Origin of the sequence: Streptomyces sp. NPDC046215, from assembly GCF_040646215.1 — a bacterium.
GTDB lineage: Bacteria > Actinomycetota > Actinomycetes > Streptomycetales > Streptomycetaceae > Streptomyces > Streptomyces stramineus.
Map to the genome: position 1 here is coordinate 1 of NZ_JBEYZW010000024.1, position 17,153 is coordinate 17,153.

The 17,153-nt window shown below is 75.0% G+C and carries 12 protein-coding genes; 10 read left to right on the forward strand and 2 right to left on the reverse strand.

Annotated features, from left to right (window positions below; all coding sequences use genetic code 11):
• Positions 1-290 precede the first annotated feature (290 nt).
• On the forward strand, positions 291-1,436 hold the full coding sequence (locus ABZ951_RS13290) for an Ig-like domain-containing protein (protein WP_344089871.1): 1,146 nt from the start codon (positions 291-293) through the stop codon (positions 1,434-1,436).
• Between the two features lie 141 nt (positions 1,437-1,577).
• Here the strand turns inward: ABZ951_RS13290 and ABZ951_RS13295 are convergent, their stop codons facing one another.
• The gene (locus tag ABZ951_RS13295) at positions 1,578-3,278 is read right to left on the reverse strand and encodes an aldehyde dehydrogenase family protein (RefSeq protein ID WP_344089870.1); all 1,701 of its coding nucleotides are present in this window, start codon (positions 3,276-3,278) and stop codon (positions 1,578-1,580) included.
• 505 nt (positions 3,279-3,783) lie between these two features.
• Between ABZ951_RS13295 and ABZ951_RS13300 the strand changes: the two genes are divergently transcribed.
• Genes ABZ951_RS13300 through ABZ951_RS13315 form a run of 4 tightly spaced genes read left to right on the forward strand, consistent with a single transcriptional unit; the run spans position 3,784 to position 9,000 of the window.
• On the forward strand, positions 3,784-5,526 hold the full coding sequence (locus tag ABZ951_RS13300) for a fatty acyl-AMP ligase (protein ID WP_344089869.1): 1,743 nt from the start codon (positions 3,784-3,786) through the stop codon (positions 5,524-5,526).
• Entirely contained in the window at positions 5,523-6,653 is a 1,131-nt protein-coding gene (locus ABZ951_RS13305; protein ID WP_344089868.1) for a thioesterase domain-containing protein, read from the forward strand. The genes ABZ951_RS13300 and ABZ951_RS13305 overlap by 4 nt, the downstream gene beginning before the upstream one ends.
• Complete coding sequence (locus ABZ951_RS13310) at positions 6,653-8,011, forward strand: aspartate aminotransferase family protein (RefSeq protein ID WP_344089867.1); 1,359 nt, start codon at positions 6,653-6,655, stop codon at positions 8,009-8,011. Before ABZ951_RS13305 ends, ABZ951_RS13310 begins: the two co-directional genes overlap by 1 nt.
• On the forward strand, positions 8,008-9,000 hold the full coding sequence (locus ABZ951_RS13315; RefSeq protein ID WP_344089865.1) for an aldo/keto reductase: 993 nt from the start codon (positions 8,008-8,010) through the stop codon (positions 8,998-9,000). Before ABZ951_RS13310 ends, ABZ951_RS13315 begins: the two co-directional genes overlap by 4 nt.
• 245 nt (positions 9,001-9,245) lie before the next feature.
• Here ABZ951_RS13315 and ABZ951_RS13320 read toward each other — a convergent pair whose 3' ends face one another.
• Positions 9,246-11,762, reverse strand: a complete 2,517-nt coding sequence (locus ABZ951_RS13320; protein ID WP_344089864.1) for a BTAD domain-containing putative transcriptional regulator — start codon at positions 11,760-11,762, stop codon at positions 9,246-9,248.
• 184 nt (positions 11,763-11,946) lie between these two features.
• Between ABZ951_RS13320 and ABZ951_RS13325 the strand changes: the two genes are divergently transcribed.
• The 5 genes from ABZ951_RS13325 to ABZ951_RS13345 are packed head-to-tail and all read left to right on the forward strand — an operon-like array spanning position 11,947 to position 17,140.
• Positions 11,947-13,608 carry an AMP-binding protein gene (locus ABZ951_RS13325; protein ID WP_344089863.1) on the forward strand — a complete coding sequence of 554 codons (1,662 nt, stop codon included), beginning with the start codon at positions 11,947-11,949 and terminating at the stop codon, positions 13,606-13,608.
• Positions 13,608-14,174 carry a phosphopantetheine-binding protein gene (locus ABZ951_RS13330; protein WP_344089862.1) on the forward strand — a complete coding sequence of 189 codons (567 nt, stop codon included), beginning with the start codon at positions 13,608-13,610 and terminating at the stop codon, positions 14,172-14,174. The genes ABZ951_RS13325 and ABZ951_RS13330 overlap by 1 nt, the downstream gene beginning before the upstream one ends.
• The gene (locus tag ABZ951_RS13335) at positions 14,171-15,322 is read left to right on the forward strand and encodes an SDR family oxidoreductase (RefSeq protein WP_344089861.1); all 1,152 of its coding nucleotides are present in this window, start codon (positions 14,171-14,173) and stop codon (positions 15,320-15,322) included. Before ABZ951_RS13330 ends, ABZ951_RS13335 begins: the two co-directional genes overlap by 4 nt.
• Positions 15,315-16,166, forward strand: coding sequence for an alpha/beta hydrolase (locus ABZ951_RS13340; RefSeq protein ID WP_344089860.1), 852 nt, complete (start codon positions 15,315-15,317; stop codon positions 16,164-16,166). The genes ABZ951_RS13335 and ABZ951_RS13340 overlap by 8 nt, the downstream gene beginning before the upstream one ends.
• Complete coding sequence (locus tag ABZ951_RS13345; protein WP_344089859.1) at positions 16,163-17,140, forward strand: hypothetical protein; 978 nt, start codon at positions 16,163-16,165, stop codon at positions 17,138-17,140. The genes ABZ951_RS13340 and ABZ951_RS13345 overlap by 4 nt, the downstream gene beginning before the upstream one ends.
• Positions 17,141-17,153 lie beyond the last annotated feature (13 nt).

Consider the following 17,153-nt stretch of genomic DNA (forward strand, 5'->3'; position numbering starts at 1 on the left):
GGGCTGATGTGGCTGAGCTCAGCCACTACCAGCCCGTCCGGCGTTTGAGGACACCGCCGCGCAGCGGTGGTGCACGCAAGGGCCTCCCGGGGGCACCGGTACGGACTGTACGTAAATGTTTCTTTCTTCGTGCAACCGCACAAGCGTGCGGATCATCTCTAAGGGTGTGGTGGGGTTCCGCCGGCGGACGCGTCCGGCGGCGAGGGGGCTGTAAACCACCGCCTGTTGTTCTGTCGCTGGTGGAAAGGTCGACTCACGTGTACGTCGGATCGGGCCGTCGCTCTGTCCTGTTGGCATCCGCGCTGCTGGGCTCGCTGGCGCTCAGCGCTTGTTCGGGGGGCTCCGGTGACGGGGGCGATGCCGGGCCCGAAGCGAAGATATCCGTCACTCCTGCCGGGGGGCAGGAGGCCGCGCTCGGCTCGCCGATAACGGTGAAGGCCGACGGCGGGCGCCTGACCGGTGTGGAGGCGAAGGACGACAAGGGGAACAAGGTCTCCGGCCGGCTGGCCGACGACGGTTCCTCGTGGACCTCCGACGGCAAGGTCGGCCCGAAGACCACGTACACCGTGCGGTCCACGGCCAAGGGCGGCAAGAACGGCAAGGGCAAGGAGTCCTCCTCGACCGCCACCTTCACCACCCGGCAGGCCCCGAAGGTCAACAAGCTCACCAACACCCCGGCCAAGGGACAGACCGTGGGCACGGGCATGCCGGTCTCGATCCTCTTCGACCACCCCGTGGACACCGGCAAGCGCGCCGAGATCGAGAAGTCCCTGAAGGTCACCTCCGAGCCGAAGGTGGAGGGCGCCTGGGGCTGGGTCAAGGACTGGTCGGGCCAGGACCGGATCGACTGGCGGCCCAAGACGTACTGGCCGGCGGGCACCAAGGTCTCCGTGCAGGGCAACCTCAACGGCGTCGACTCCGGCGAGGGCGGCTGGTTCGCGAAGGACTACGCGTTCGGCTTCAGCGTGGGCGCCGACCACAAGGCCGTCATCGATGTCCCCAGCCACACCCTCACCATGTACGAGAACGGCAAGGCCGTCGGCGAGGTCAAGGGCTCCGCGGGCTCCCCGGTGGACCCCACGCGCGGCGGCATCCACACCGTCCGCAGCAAGAACCCCGACGAGGTGATGGACTCCTCCACCATCGGCCACGGCAACGAGTGGATGCTCGACTCCAAGTGGGTCACCCACCTGACGGCCTCCGGGACGTTCCTGCACTCGGCGCCCTGGAACGGCTCGGTCGGCGTGGTGAACAACAGTCACGGCTGCTTCGGCATGACCACCAGTGACGCGAAGAAGGTCTACGACTTCCTGCCCGTCGGCTCCACCGTCGAGGTCAAGAACACCACCAGCACCAAGAAGACCGACGTGGGCAACGGCCTCGAGGTCTGGCAGGAGACCTGGGAGCAGTGGCAGAAGCGCACCGCGCTGAAGTGACCCGGCCGCCCCGGCCCTCCTGACCGTCTGACACGCCCCCTGCCGAGAACCGGAAGGGGGCTTCGTCATGCCGGAACCGGTGCCGTGAAAGCCGCCCCCGCACAGTGCCTCGGCAGGTGCCCCGAGAGCCCGTCCGGCGCGTCACCCGCGCAGCGCCGACACCAGCACGGCGGCCAGCCCCCGCGCCGACGGGCGCGCCGTGAAGTCCATCAGCAGGCGCCCGGTGCGGTGGGCCGTGCGGTTGTCGACGAACCACGGCGGCACCGGGGCCGTCGACCACTGCCCGGTCAGCAACGACCGGGGGACGGGCCGGAACGGGCCGGTGACCACCGTGCGCTCCGCCCGCGGCAGCCGCAGCGCGTTGTTGACGACCCCGATGCCGCTGCCGACATCGGTGAGGGTGTGGCCGGGGTGGGCGCCCCACACCGCGCGCGGCAGCGCGTACCCCAGCGCCGTCCAGCAGTTCACCCCCACCGTGCCGTAGCGCAGCCGCGCCACGGCCTCCTCCAGGCGGGGGCCGAGCCGGCGCAGCGTCCGCGGATGGCCGATGATGCCGGCGCCGAGCGTCCCGGCGAGGGAGGAGTTGCAGAACTCCACCGCGCGGTCGAGGAACTCCGCCGCCGTCCGGCCCGGCAGGGTGGTGACGGCCAGGACCGGCCCGAAGAACTCGGTGCGGAAGGCCGCGTCGTCCGCGGTGGCGACGACCCCCGGCAGGAGGGTGCGCGGCACCTCGGCGGCGTCCAGGAGCTCGGCGTCCGGGTGACCGGCGGCGGCCCGGGCCCGGCGCTCGCCCGCCCCGGGGTAGTAGGAGGCGCGGGCGGGCGCCGCGCGCAGCGCGGCCCGCAGCTCGTCGAGGAACGCCTCCCGCGCCGCCCAGTGCTCCGGCAGGACCACCACCTGGACCGCCGCGCAGTTGAACCCGTTGTTGCCCAGCTTCTGCGCCGCCACGTGGCGCGCCTGGTAGCGCAGGTCCGCCCGGCTCCACGCGCCGGGGAGCACCACCACCGGCCCCACCCCGCCCAGCTCGCTGGTGACCGGCTTGTCCAGCAGGGGCCGGCCCGCCGCCTTGCGCGCGGCGCCCTCGGGGCCCGGACCGAACACGATCGCGTCGTGCGTGGCGGCACTGCCGGTGACGTGCACGCGGGTCACGGCCGGGTCGGCGACCAGCGCGGCCCCGACCGCCGCGTCCCCCGTCGTGACGCGCACGAACCCCCGCGCGACGAACGGCGCGAAGACCTCTTCCAGCACGGGCGCGAGATACTCGTTGACCGGATTGAGCTTGAGCAGGACGACCGCGTCGGACGCGAAGAGCTGGTACAGCACATCGAGCGGGGCGATGGAGTTGACGTTGCCGGCGCCCAGGACCAGGCAGACACCGCCGGGCCCCCCGCGCCCGGCCCGGCGCGCACCGGCGCGGGCCGCCGCCTCGTCCACGCCCGGCGCCAGCCACACCTCGGCCCGGTATCCGGGCAGCAGCAGCCGGTCGACCCGGTCGAAGGGCAGCACGCGCACCGCCGTACGCCCCCCGGGCCGGGCCGCGAACCGGGCGCCCCGCAGCGGGTCGCGGCCGTCGCGGACCGCCGTGAGGGTCCGGGCCAGCGCGTCGAGGTAACTGAGCAGCGGATAGGGGCCGGTGAGCCACTCCTCCCCGGCCGTCGGGGTGTCCACCCCGATGCCCTTGGCGCGGCAGGACTCCGCCACCCACCGGTCCGCCACGGCGACGAGCCGCGGCCGCGCCGCCAGCAGCAGCTCCAGCCGTTCGCCCACCGGCAGGGCGGCCCACTCGGCCGCGGCGTCGCGCAGCGCGGCGGTGTCCGGATGTGACGGGTGTGTCTGCTCCACTGGGGTCCCCTTGTCCGCCGGTCCGGCCGCTCGTCCGGCCGCCCCGGCACCGGCGCGCGCCCGGTCGGGCTCCGCCAGTCAGTGAACATGCCGGGAACAGGGCCTCCTTGGCAACGCCGCCGGGGCCCGAACCGGCCCCGAGGACCGGCGGTGGACAGCCGATAGACGCCCCGCAGACCTGGCTGCGCCTACGTTTCAAGGCACTGGCACAGGCAGTGGTGATCGGCCGGGGGAGGACGAGTGATCACGCCGAGCACGCTCCGCTCCGCGCTGCCCGCCCCGGGCCGCGGGCCCCGGCGGGCGACACCGGGTGACGCATGAGCGCGCCGTTCCTGCCGGATCCGCCGGGTCGGCGCGACGCTGTACTGCGAGCGCCGGACGCCCCACCCGCCCCGCCACCCCCGGCACCGCCCACCCGGCGCCCGCCGGACACGGCTCCCGGCCGTGCCCATTCACCCGCACGGCGCATACAGACACGGCGCATACAGAACGGACTGCATACGACATGTCGATCGGCTCGATGCCCCGGCCCGTGGCGGCCGGGCTGGACGCGCTGGTCCGCGACCGGGCGCAGCGCACCCCGCAGGCACTCGCCTTCCGCTACGTGGCCGACTCCCGTGACCCGGACGCCCCCGGGAACACCCTCGCCGTCACCTGCTCCGCGCTGGACACCCGGGCCTCGGCCGTAGCCGCCGCCCTGCGCGAACGGGCCCGCCCCGGCGACCGGGTGCTGCTGCTGCACCCGCACGGACCCGAGTACGTCGCCTCCTTCCTCGCCTGCCTGTACGCCGGAGTGGTGGCGGTCCCCGCGAACCCGCCGGACTCCCCAGCGGGCGCCGCCCGGGTGGCCGCCATCGTCCGCGACGCCCGGCCGGCCCTGTTCGCGACGACCGCCGAGTACCTGGGGGGCTACCGGGGGACGGTCCGCCGCCCCGACGGCGCCGCCGTCCCGGGGCTCGCCACCGACACCGTCGACGACGCCGCGGCCGGCGGCGCGCCCGCCCGCTCCGCGACGGCCGGCACCACGGCGTTCCTCCAGTACACCTCCGGGTCCACGGGGGACCCGCGCGGCGTCGTCGTCACACACGACAACCTGCTGGCCAACATGGCGGCGATGCGCGACCGCTTCCGGCTGGTCCCCGGCGACCGGCAGGTCTCCTGGCTGCCGCCGTACCACGACATGGGCCTGATACTGGGCATCCTGCTGCCCCTCTGCTCCGGCGTCGACGCCGTGCTGTCCTCGCCGTTCGAGTTCATGGTCGACCCGCTGAGCTGGCTGGAGAACCTCTCCCGCTTCGGCGGCACCTTCAGCGCCGCCCCCAACTTCGCCTACGACCTGTGCGTCCGCAAGAGCACCGGCGAACGGGTCGCCGCCCTGGACCTCTCCGCGTGGCGGGTCGCCGTCAACGGCGCCGAGCCGGTGCGGCGCGCCACCATCGACCGGTTCGGCAAGCGCTTCGCCCCGGCCGGGTTCGCAGCCGAGCGCCTCACCCCGGCCTACGGGCTCGCCGAGGCCACCCTCATGGTCTCCGGCCCCGACCCGGGCACCGGCGCCCGCACCACACCCCTCCCGGACCGGGCCGGCCCCCGGCCCGGCGAGGTCGTCGGGGTCGGCCGGGCCGTGGCCGCCACCGGGGTGCGCATCGTCGCCCCCGACACCCTGCGCACCCGCCCCGACGGCACCGAGGGCGAGATCTGGGTGCGCGGCCCCGGCGTGGCCTCGGGGTACTGGGCGCGCCCGGAGGCGACCGCCGCAACGTTCGGCGCCCGCCCCACCGACGCGCCCGGCACCGGCCCGTACCTGCGCACCGGAGACCTCGGGCTGCTGCGCGACGGGGAGCTGTACGTCACCGGGCGCATCAAGGACCTCCTCATCGTGCACGGGCGCAACCACTACCCGCAGGACGTCGAGGAGGCCGTCTGGAACGCGGACCCCCGTCTGCGGCCCGGCTGCGCCGCCGCCTTCGACACCGGCCCGGCGGAGGGCGACGGCCCCCGCCTGGTCGCGGTCGCCGAGTACGACGGCCCGCCGGAGGGGGCCGCCGAGGCCGGCGCCGCCGCCCTCCGCGCCGTCACCCGCGACTGCGGCCTGCGCCTGTCCGAGCTCGTCCTCCTGCGCAGGCGCACCGTCCCCAAGACCAGCGCGGGCAAGATCCGCCGGAGCGCGGCCCGGGAAGCCTACCTGCGCGGCGGGCTCGACGAGATCGCGCGCGTCACCGTCCCCGGCCCGCGGGGGAGCCTCGGATGAGGGCCGGCACGGGGGAGCCGGACCTGCGGGCACCGGAGACGACCGCCACCACGGTCACCGCGGACACGGCGGGCCGGCAGCCGCGCACCGGCCTGGAGAAGACCCTGGGTGACGTCTGGAGCCGGGTCCTCGGTGTCCCCGTGGGCATGGACGACAACTTCTTCGACCTCGGCGGTGACTCGCTGCTCGCCGCCGAACTCGTCGCGAGCGTCGAGACCGGGCTCGGGGTGCGGCTGCCCCGGCGCGGCGCGGCCGAGTTCCCGACCGTGCGGCGCATGGCCCGGTGGATCGCGACCCGCACCCCCGAGGAGGCCGCCGAGCACACCCTGGTGCGGTTCTCCTCCGGCGGCGGGCGCCCGGCCCTGTTCTGCGTGCACGGCATGGGCGGCCACGTGCTGGTCCTCGGCCGGCTCGCGCGGCGCCTGGAACACTTGGTGGAGATGTACGGCTTCGAGTCGGTCGGGCGCACCGACGCGGCGCGCGGCGACCGCACGGTGCCCGCCATGGCCGCTCGGTACCTCCGCCACCTGCGGCGCGTCCAGCCCCGCGGGCCCTACCTGCTCGGCGGGTACTCGATGGGCGGGGCCGTGGCCCTGGAGATGGCGGCGACCCTGGCCGCCGAGGGCGAACAGGTCGACCACGTCCTGCTGTTCGACTGCGACCTGCGACCGCCCGACATCCTGGCGATCCGCGCGCGGGCCGTGGAGTTCGTCTCCCGGGCCCTGGGGATCGACCCCCCGGTGCGGGCGCCCTACCACGAGCTGGCGGCCGCGGCCGCGGAGATCTGCCGCCGGGCCGGCGGCGCGGGCCTCACCCCACATGAGGTGAGCCGGTTCGCGGAGATCTACCTGGAGAACGCCGAAGCCCTGGCCGGCTACGTCCCCGCGCCCTACGGCGGTGACATGACGCTCGTCCACACCCGGGGCGGCACCGGCGACGGCGCGCGGGGCGCCCCCGGCCCCGAGACCTACGGCTGGGGGCCGTACGCCGCCGGCGGGAGGCTGCGGGCCGTCGAGGTCCCCGGCGACCACTGGACGCTGTTCTCCACGCACGTGCGCGAGCTGGCCGAGGTGTGCGAGGCGGTCCTCGGCCCGGCCATCGGCCCGACCCTACCTAGGAGTTCGTGATGACCTCAGTCGATCAACCGTCCGCCCCCACCACCGCGTTCGAGGCCGACATCGACCGGCGTGAACGCGCGCTGCTGGACGCCGCCCAGCGGTACAGCTTCCGCGGCCGGATCGACACCAGCGCCTTCTCCGGGCCCGTCTTCGCCTCCGCCCGCGGCTCCGTGGTCACGGACCTGCGGGGCAACGACTACCTGGACTTCAACTCGGGTCAGATGTGCGCGGCGCTGGGCCACAACCACCCGCGCGTCCTGGCCGCGATCCAGGAGGCGTGCGAGACGATGCTGCACGCGCACAGCAGCCACTTCAACGTCAAGGAAATCGAACTCGCGGTGCGGCTCGGCGAGTTGCTGCCCGACCCGCTGACGCGCAGTCTGTTCGGCGAGTCCGGCGCGGACGCCAACGAGCTGGCCCTGCTGCTCGCCCGCATCTACACCGGGGGGCGCGAGGTCTTCAGCCCCCACGTCAGCTACCACGGCCTGTCCGCGAGCGCCCGGTCCGTCACCTTCGCGGGCTGGCGGCGCGGCCACGGCTCCCTGCCCGGCGACTCGCACGCCCTCATCGCCCCCTACTGCTACCGGTGCCCGCTGGCGAAGTCGTTCCCCTCCTGCGGGTTCGCCTGCCTGGACACGAGCTTCGAGCTGGTCGACGCCCAGTCCACCGACCAGCCCGCCGCCGTCATCACCGAACCGCTCTTCAGCGCCGGCGGCGTCATCGACCCGCCGCAGGGCTGGCTCGCGCGGCTGCGGGAGCTGTGCCACGAGCGCGGCATGCTCCTCGTCGTCGACGACGAGCAGACCGGCCTCGGCAAGCTCGGCACCCTCTTCGGCTTCGACGACGAGGGCATCGTCCCCGACATCGTCACCCTGGCCAAGCACCTGGGCGGCGGCGTCGGCATCAGCTCGGTCTCCACCACCGACGAGATCGAGGACAAGGTCGTCGGGGCGGGCCTGACCGTCACCCGCTCGCACAGCAACGACCCGCTGCTGTGCGCCGCCGGCGTCGCGAGCATCGACATCGTCGTCGAGGAGGACGTACCGGCCAAGGCCCGCGCCCTGGGCGAGCGCCTGCGCGAGCACCTGACCGCGCTCAGCGAACGGTTCGACCTCATCGGAGACATCCGCGGCCGCGGCATGCTCGTCGGCGTCGAACTCGTCCGCGACCGCGACACCAAGGAGCCCGCCTTCGCCGAGGGCAACGCCATCGGCCGGCAGTGCTTCGAGGCCGGGCTGATCTTCAGCGTGCGCCGCGGCGGCAGCGTCCTGCGGTTCGTCCCCCCGTCCACCACCACCCTCTCCCAGGTCGACCAGGCCATGGAGACCTTCGCCAAGGTCCTCGAAGAGGTGAGCACGGCCTCATGAACGCGACCCTGCCCACCCGCCGCCTGGGCACCCTGGAGGTTTCCGCCCTGGGCCTCGGGTGCATGGGCATGACCGACTTCTACGGCGCCGCCGACCCGGACACGGCCGTCCGCACCATCCGCGAGGCGGTCGACCTGGGGGTGACGCTGCTGGACACGGCGGACGTCTACGGGCCGCACACCGGCGAGGAACTCCTCGGCAAGGCCGTCGCCGGACGGCGCGACCAGGTCGTGCTCGCCACCAAGTTCGGGCTGCGCCGGGGGGCGGGGAACAGCTGGCTCGGGGTCGACGGCAGACCCGAGTACGCCAGGGAGTGCTGCGACGCGTCGCTGCGCCGGCTCGGCGTCGACCACATCGACCTGTTCTACCTGCACCGGGTCGACCCCGACGTGCCCATCGAGGAGACCGCGGGCGCCCTGGGGGAGCTCGTCGCGGCGGGGAAGGTCGGGCACATCGGCCTGTCCGAGGCGTCCGAGGCCACCGTCCGCCGGGCGCACGCCGTCCACCCGCTGTCGGCGGTGCAGAGCGAGTACTCCCTGTGGACGCGCGACGCCGAGGGCGGGCTCCTGGCGACGCTGCGCGAACTGGGCATCGGCTTCGTGGCGTACAGCCCTCTCGGCCGCGGCTTCCTCACCGGCACCCTGACCTCGCCCGAGGCCCTGGCCGAGGGTGACTACCGGCGCACGACCCCCCGTTTCCAGCCGGAGAACTTCACCACCAACCTCACCGTCATCGAGCCGCTCCAGCGCCTCGCCCGGGACCGGGGGGTCACCCCGGCGCAGCTGGCGCTGGCCTGGCTGCTCTCGCGGGGCGAGGACATCGTGCCCATCCCCGGAACCAAGCGCCCGGCCTACCTCAGGGAGAACGCCGAGGCGGCCCGACTGCACCTGGGAGAGGCGGAGTTGGCCGCTGTGGGACGGGCGGTCTCACCCCAGGAAACGGCGGGGGGACGCTACCCGGAGCACCGCATGGGGGAACTCGACGGGTGACGGGGCGGTGCCCAGGCGGGCGCGCCGCTCAGCCGGGCCGCGCTGCCGCGCGGCCCGGTCGGGGTGGTCTCGCCGTGCGGGCCGAAAGGCGAGCCCCGGCCCGCAAGGCGGCGGCTGTGCCGACCGGGGGCGGCGGTGCGGGGACGCCCGTCCCGTCGCGGCGCGACGTAACGGCCGGCGTCCGCGCCGCACTGTCGCGCGGCCCCGGCCGGGCGAGGCACCCGGCCCGCACGGGCCCGGTTCGCTCACCCCTGCCGGCCGCGTCGCGCTTCCGCCCCCGTCGACGGTCCGCGCGGCACCGATCCGGCCGGCCTGGCCGCGCCGGCCGACTGGCAGAGACCGCTCAGCCACACCGACCGCGCCGCGTACCCGCGCACGTCACCGCTCTCCTCGGCCAGGGCGAGTGACGCCTTCGCGTCCTCGCAGGCGCCCGTGAAGTCCCGGAGCGCGAGACGGCACCGGGCCCGGACCGCGAGCCCGTCCGCGAGGGAGCCGCGGTCACCGGCGCGTTCGTACGCGGCCACGCACGCGTCGGCCCGGGCCCGGGCCGACGCGTGGGCCCCCCGGGCGAGGTCGACACAGGCCAGCCGCAGCCGCGCGTGGACCGCCGTGGTCTCCTGGCCGCGCAGCGCCGCGCACTCGGCGATCCGCTGCCACGTCCGCTCCGCGTCGTCGAGGAGGCCCTGCCGGTGCTGCCAGGCGAACCGGCGGTCCGCGAGCCGGGCCGCGGTCCGGGGGCGGACCGGGCACTCGCGGTCGACCACGCGCCGCAGATTCGTGTCCTCCGCCGAGAACCACGCCTCGGCGTCCATCGCGACCCGCAGCGCGACCCGGGCGGGGATCGCCGCCGCGACGGCGTCCGCCCACCCGGCGGGGGCGTCGTCCAGCCGGGGCAGGTGGGGTGCCCGGGGCACCCTGAGGTCGGCGGCGCGGGCCAGGAGCAGCCACGCGTCCAGCAGCCTGCCCTGCGCCCGGCCCGGATCGTCGGCGTCACCGGGCCGCGCCGCCGCCGCGTACAGCCGGACGAGCTCGGGCAGCCGGTACCGCGGCTCCCCGGTCGCGTCGACGCCGACCGGGGTGAGCAGACAGTGGTCGACGAGGGTGTCGACGACCGGATCGGCGTGGGGCTCGCCGAGGAGGACCGCGACGACCCAGGAGGCGAAGTCGCCCGGCTCGGCGTGGGCCAGGAGCCGCACCGCCCGCTGGGCCCGCGCGTCCAGGGCCCTGTAGCTCGGCGCCAGGCGGGCCCGGACGCTCACCTCGTCCGCCACCAGGACGTCGAGCCGGCCGCGGTGGTCGCCGACGAGCTCGGCGAAGGTGCTCAGCGGCCAAGTGGGCCGCGCGGCCAGCCGCATGCCGGCGATCCGCAGGGCGAGCGGCAGGTGCGCGCAGGCCACCGTCACCCGCCGGGCCGCGTCGGGCTCGCCGGAGACCCGCCGCGGGCCGATGATCCGCCCGAGCATGCGCAGTGATTCGTCCGGGGGGAGCGGTTCGAGGGGGACGACGGCCGCGCCCGGCGGCCCGGCGAGCCGCATCCGGCTGGTCAGCAGCAGCGCGGAGCCCGCCGTGCCGGGGAGCAGACAGCGCGCCTGCGCCGGGCCCGCGTCGTCGGCGACGATCAGGACGCGCCGGCCGGCCAGCCGCGTGCGCAGCAGCGCCGCCCGCTCGTCCGCGGACCCGGGGACGGCCGCGGCCGCCACCCCCAGGGAGCGCAGCAGCTCGCCCAGCGCGCGGTGGACCGTCTTCGGGCTGCCCGAGGCGGCCCCCAGGTCGACGTGCAGCTGCCCGTCGGGGAAGTGGTCCCGCACCTGGTGGGCCGCGTGGACGGCCAGGGCCGTCTTGCCCGCCCCGGGCTGCCCGCACACCAGGGCCACCGGGGGAGCGGTGGCCGGCCCGGCCTCCCTCAGCAGGGCGACCAGCCGTGCCGTCTCCGCCCGGCGGCCGGTGAAGTCGGCGATGTCCGGCGGAAGCTGATGCGGCGCCGTGGCGGGATCCGCTCGGGGCGAGGGCGCCTCGCCGGGGGACAGCGTGTCGTCCTCGTCGAGGATCCGCTGGTGGAGCCGGCGCAGCTCCGGGCCCGGATCGACCCCGCACTCGTCGGCGAGCAGGGACCGCGCCTGGGTGTAGGTGCTGAGCGCGTCCGCCTGCCGGCCGCTGCGGTACAGCGCGAGCATCAGCTGGGCCCAGGAGTGCTCGTCCAGCGGGTCGGCCGCGGCCATCGCCCGCAGCCGGGGCACGATCTCGTGGTGCCGGCCGAGTGCCAGCTCCGCCCCCACCCAGGAGCGCTCGGCGAGCCGCCTGCGGTCCCTGAGGTGAAGGGCCTCGGCCTCCATCGCCGCCGTGGGCGGCAGGTCGCCCAGGACGGGGTCCTGCCACAGGTCGAGCGCCTGGCGCAGCAGCACCGACGCGGTGTGCGGATCCCGCTCCAGCAGGTGCTCGCCCGCGTCGGCCAGGCGGCGGAAGTCGTGCAGGTCGAGCTCGCCCGGCCGCACGTGGAGGACGTACCCGCTGGGGTGGGTGCGCAGCCGGGCCCGGTCGTCGAAGAGGCGCCGCGCCTTCCAGACGTACGTGCGCAGCATGCCGCCCGCGGACGACGGGTGGCCCGGCCCCCAGATCAGGTCCGTGAGCCGGTGCGTGGGCACGGGGCGGTTGGCGTGCAGCAGCAGGATGCTGAGCAGGGCCCGCTGCTGCGGCTGCGGGATGTCGAGAACACGATCGTCTGCGGTGCGGATCTCCAGATACCCCAAGACCCGAAATTTCACAGCTCCCCCGAGGAGTCACGGTTCAGGCGCCGGGCGCTTACCTGAGAGTAGCAACTCCCGGTCCTGCGGGCGGGGTTACCGGGCCCTGCGGGCGGACGCCGCGTAGACGCCCGATAGACGGTGCGCTCCTAAAGTCGAGTTGGCTCAGCGGCCAGTGATCATCGATCGATCTGCGGGGGGATCCATGCGCGTTGCGGGCCGGCCGGGACAGCCGGGCGAGCCGTCCGGGGCGCACGGCGGGCCGGCGGAGTCCGGCTTCCACGCGATCGCGGACCGCCTCGCGCGCTTCCCGGACCGCGAGTTGTGGCACTACCGGGGACGTGACATCGAACGCCGCACCTTCCGACAGGTGTTCGACGACGTCCTCGCCACCTGCGCCGCGCTGGAGGCGGCCGGCGTCCGGGCCGGCACCCACGTGGGCATCCTCGGCGGGAACAGCTACGCGTGGATCGTCACCGACCTCGCCCTGACCCGGCTGCGGGCCGTGTCCGTGGCCCTGTCCGTCGAGGGCAGCCGCGCATCGACGACCGGGGAACTGCGCGCCGCCTACCACCTCGGACTGCTGCTGATGGCGCAGGCCGAGTACGACCGCCGCACACCCGCCGAGCCCTGGGCCGCACCCCTCGGGGACCTCGGCGGCGCGACCGTCGCACCGCCTGCGGCCGGGGCGCCGGCCGCGGGCGGCGACGCCTTCACCCTGGTCTTCTCCTCCGGGTCCAGCGGCAGCCCCAAGTGCATCATGATGAGCGCGCGCGGCACGGTCGCGGCGATGGAGGAGTACGCCGTACAGCTGCGCACGGGCTTGGGCGACGCCATCTTTGTCGTGCTGCCGCTGACCGCGTTCCCGCAGCGGCTCATGGTCTACCTCGCCGTCTGGTGCGGCTTCGACATCCGCCTGGCCGACATCCCCCGCCTGCACGACGCGCTGCGGCGGATGGAGCCGACGATCGTCGTGGGCCCGCCCGCGTTCTTCGAGGCCGTCGAGAGCCGCTACCGGGCCCGGCCGGAGGGCGCCCGCAGGCACGCCGACCGCCTGCGGCGCCTCACCGCGCTGATCCCCTTGCCGGCCCTGCGCCGGCGCGTGCGGCGGCACCTCTTCGCCGACCTGCACGCCCTCTTCGGCGGCCGGGCCCGCCTGCTGCTCACCGGCTCCGCGCCCGCCCGGCGCTCCACGCTGCGCCTGCTGGACGAACTGGGCTTTCCGATACACGAGTTCTACGGGATGACGGAGGTCAGCGTCGTCTCCTGGAACCTGCCCGGCCGCACCCGGCACGGCTCCGTCGGCCGCCCCCTGCTCCCCGGCACCGTCACCCTCGCCCCCGACGGCGAGGTCCTCACCCGCTTCGACCCGCCCCGCAGCCTGGGCTACTACGGGGACGGCGCCCACGACGCGGACACCTACCGCCCCGACGGGTGGGTGGGCACCGGCGACCTCGGCCGCTTCGAGGACGGGTACCTCTACCTCACCGGGCGCAAGAAGTCCGTCATCATCACCCGGTCCGGCTACAAGCTCCAGCCCGAGCCGGCCGAGCGGGCCCTGGCCGAACACCCGGACGTGGCGCACGCGGTCCTGCTCGGCGGCGAGCACGCCCACGTGGTGACCGCCGTCGTCTCCCTGCGCGAGTCGGCCGGCGGCGCGACGCGCGGCGAGCTCGACCGGATCGTCGCGGACGTCAACCGCTCCCTGCCCGAACCGGCCCGCATCGCCCGGCTGTTCTGCACGGCCGAGGAGTTCACCGCGGCGCGGGGGCTGCTCACCCGGACGATGAAACCGGACCGCGCGGCCATCGCCCGGCACTTCGAAGACCAGTTGTTCGCCATGACGCAGGAGACAGGTGAGGCGTGATGAGTGCAAGGACACCCGAGGAGGACGACCCGGGGGCACGGGTCGTCGCCCTGATCGCGGAGGTCGTCCCGCCCTCGCTGGACACCGCCCGCATCGTGCCCGGCGCCCGGCTGGGCCCGGACCTCGGCCTGGACTCCCTGGCCAAGGTCGCGCTCGCCGCCCGGATCGCCGACGACACCGGCCACGAACCCGGCGACGGCCTGGAGGAGTTCACGGCCCTGGACACCGTGGGGGACGTCCAGCGCTTCTACCGCGGCCTGCGCGGCCCCACGGCGGCTGCCGCCCCCGACACGCTCAGTCGGCTCGTCGCCCTGCTCGGCGGCGCCGGCCCCCGACCCCTGGACACCACGCGCCTGGACCCGTCCGCGCCCCTGCGCGACCTCGGGCTCGACTCCATGGTGCTCGTGGGCTTCTTCGTCCGCATCGAGGAGGAGTTCGCCTTCGCCTGGGACGAGGACACCGACCCGGGCGTCTTCGCCTCCCTCGCCACCCTCGCCCGCCACATCGACGCCCGGACACCGCCGGCCCCCGCCGACCGGCCCGCCCACAGGGAGCCCGCCTCATGACCCGCCCCGACGGCAGGCCCGCCCTCGTCACCGGCGCCACCGGCCTGGTCGGCGGCGCCATCGCCCTCGAACTCCTGCGCCGCACCGAGGCCGACGTCTACTGCCTGGCCCGCGACACCAGCCGGGAGCCCGCCGCCCGCCGCGTCCCCCGGCTGCTCACCCGCGCCGCCGCCGACTACGGCATGGACGACGTCCTGGACGAGATACCCGCCAGGGTCCGCGTCCTGTCCGGGGACATCACCGAACCCGGCTGCGGCGTGCCCGACGCGCTGCTGCCCGCGGAGATCGGCGAGGTCTGGCACGCCGCCGCGTCACTGAAGTACCGCGACCGCGACCGGGCCGAGATCGAGCTGCACAACGTCACCGGCACCCGGCACGTCGCCGGCCTCGCGCTGAGGCTGGGCGCCCGGGCCCTGGACCTCGTCAGCACCGCCTACGTGGTGGGGGAGCGCACCGGCCTGATCACGGAGGAACCCGTCACCGCCGACCGCCCGGCCAACAACGTCTACGAGGATTCCAAACGGGCCGCCGAGGCCCTGGTCTCCGAGCTGCCCGTCGACACCGTCCGCATCCTGCGCCCCGGCATCGTCATCGGCCACAGCGAAACCCTCGCCGCCCCCACGACCTTCGGCCTGTACAGCTTCGTCGACGAGCTCACGGCCTTCCGCACGAAGGTCGAGGCCAAGCTCGGCAACTACCTCGACCACTACGCCATAGGGATACTGGGCGACCCCGCCACCCGTGGCAACCTCGTCCCCGTCGACACGGTGGCCACCGCCGCGGTCCGCCTGAGCCTGGTCGGGGCGCCGGGCGGCATCTACCACCTGACCAACACCGAGGCGTCGCGGCTCGGCGAGGCGCTCGCCGCGCTGACCGGCGCCCTCGGCATCCGCAGCCCGCGCTGGGTCTCCGACCGCGCCGAGCTCAACTCCATCGACGCCGCCCTCAGCGAGCGCCTGGAGTTCCAGGCCGCCTACATGCTCCAGGACAAGGTCTTCGACGCCTCCCGCACCCGCCGCCACTGCGGCGACGGCCTCCTCACCGTCCCGCTGAGCCCGGAGCGGATCGGCGAGTACATCACCCGCTACCTCAAGGACGGGGCCGCCGAGCAGGTCGTGGCGGCCCGGAAGGCGGCCCCCGGTGTTTGACTTCGCCGACCCCGACTCCCTCGACCTGCGCTACCGGGGCAAGGGCCGCTGCCGCACCACCACCGGCGCGGACCTGTACTACGAGAGCGTCGGCTCGGGCCCGCCCCTGGTCTTCCTCAACAACTTCTTCATCGTCGCCCCCGCCTGGCGGAACTTCACCTCACGCCTCGCCCAGGACCACACCGTCGTCACCTACGACCTGCGCAACCAGGGCGTCTCGACCCCCGGCCCCGGCGAAGCCCACTTCGACCAGCACGTCGAGGACCTGCGCGACCTCCTCGACCACCTCGCTCTCGACGCCGTCCACCTCGTCGGCACCTCCGCCTCCACCCTCATCTGCCGGGACTTCGCCATCCGCCACCCCGAACGCGTACGGAGCCTGGTCCTGACCGGCCCGGCGTTCTCCCCCTACGGCCCGCTGCGCATGCGGCTGATGGCCAAGGACTGGCTGCTGCGCCTGGAACACGCCCAGGCGGCGGGCGTCTTCGACTACCTCTACCCGCTCGTCTTCACCGACCGGGCCATCGAACGCGGCGGGCGGGCCACCTACCTCGCCCTGCGCGAGCACTTCCTCGCCCTGAACTCCGAGGCCCAGGTGCGCGCCTGCGTCAACGAACTCCGCCAGGCGTCCGGCGACCCCGCCCTCCTGAAGCAGATCACCCAGCGCGTCCTGCTCCTGATCGGCGACGGCGACCACCTGTGGTCCGCGTCCACCCTGCGCGACGCCACCGCCCTGATGCCCGACGCCACCGGGCACATCATCCAGGGCGCCGGCCACATGCCCTTCATCGAGGAACCCGAGGAGTTCGAGAACGCCGTGAGCCGCTTCGTGGCCGAGGGATGACGGACACCACCACGGGGGACGACGGCTGGCGGCGGGCCCTCGTCGGCTTCGTCCCCGTGCCCGCCGCCCACGCCCGGCCCGAACTCGACGCGAGCGCCGCACGCCACCTGCTGCGCTGCACCCCCACGGCGTGGTCGGCCCTCACCACCGGCGGACTCACCCCGCACCCCACCGCCGACGGTGAACGGTTCGACAGCCGCGACCTGTTCAACCTGGCCGTCCACTCGGGCTCCCGCGCCTCCGTCCCCGAACTCGCCCTGAGCCTCGCCCTGCGCTTCGCCCGCCAGGACCCCCGGCACTGGGCGCGCGAGCGGACCTGGGACCTGGAGCTCACCCTCACCTGCCCCCGGCACGAGGGCGAAGGCACGTGGCACGCCTGGCCCCCGGTCCCCTGCGACGCGCCCGCCGGCCCCGGCGAGCCCCTGCGCCGCACCGGCCCCGACGCGGCCTGGACCCTGCGCCACCGGGCCCGCACCCGCGGGCTCCACGCCCGGCTCAGCTCCCCGCGGCTGCGGGCCGAGACCGCCGCCGAACTCGCCCGCCCCCTGCGCTACGCCCGCATGCCCGCCGCCCTGCGCGCGGACCCCGGCTGGATGGCGGCGCGCGGGCTCGTCGACTGCGTGAGCGGCACGCTCGCGCTCGGGCGCCGCCTGACCGCCGCCGGATTCGCGGTCCGCACCCGCACGGGCTGGCTGGTCGGCCCCCAGGTGTCCGCGCACACGTGGCTGGAAGTACACGACGACGACGGCCGGTGGAAGTGCGTCGACGTGGCCCACCACCACCTCGCGCGTACGCTGTTCGGGGCCGGAGCCGTGGCCCCCGAGTCCTTCGCCGGCTCCCGCCCCGACCGTCTCGTCCCCACGGCGGCACCGGCCGGGGAGGAACTGTTCGCCCACCGGTGCCGGGCCGCGGGCCCGGCGCCCGACGCCCGGATCTCGGCGGTGAGCCGCCCAGGCCCGCCGGACCGGGCCTGAGGAGGCGTGGAGA

Bases quoted from the DNA above. Each gene is read 5' to 3' on its own strand.
- ABZ951_RS13310 (WP_344089867.1), top strand. From the start codon at position 6,653: ATGACCTCAGTCGATCAACCGTCCGCCCCCACCACCGCGTTCGAGGCC.
- ABZ951_RS13345 (WP_344089859.1), top strand. From the start codon at position 16,163: ATGACGGACACCACCACGGGGGACGACGGCTGGCGGCGGGCCCTCGTC.
- ABZ951_RS13315 (WP_344089865.1), top strand. From the start codon at position 8,008: ATGAACGCGACCCTGCCCACCCGCCGCCTGGGCACCCTGGAGGTTTCC.
- ABZ951_RS13335 (WP_344089861.1), top strand. From the start codon at position 14,171: ATGACCCGCCCCGACGGCAGGCCCGCCCTCGTCACCGGCGCCACCGGC.
- ABZ951_RS13325 (WP_344089863.1), top strand. From the start codon at position 11,947: ATGCGCGTTGCGGGCCGGCCGGGACAGCCGGGCGAGCCGTCCGGGGCG.
- ABZ951_RS13305 (WP_344089868.1), top strand. From the start codon at position 5,523: ATGAGGGCCGGCACGGGGGAGCCGGACCTGCGGGCACCGGAGACGACC.
- ABZ951_RS13330 (WP_344089862.1), top strand. From the start codon at position 13,608: ATGAGTGCAAGGACACCCGAGGAGGACGACCCGGGGGCACGGGTCGTC.
- ABZ951_RS13300 (WP_344089869.1), top strand. From the start codon at position 3,784: ATGTCGATCGGCTCGATGCCCCGGCCCGTGGCGGCCGGGCTGGACGCG.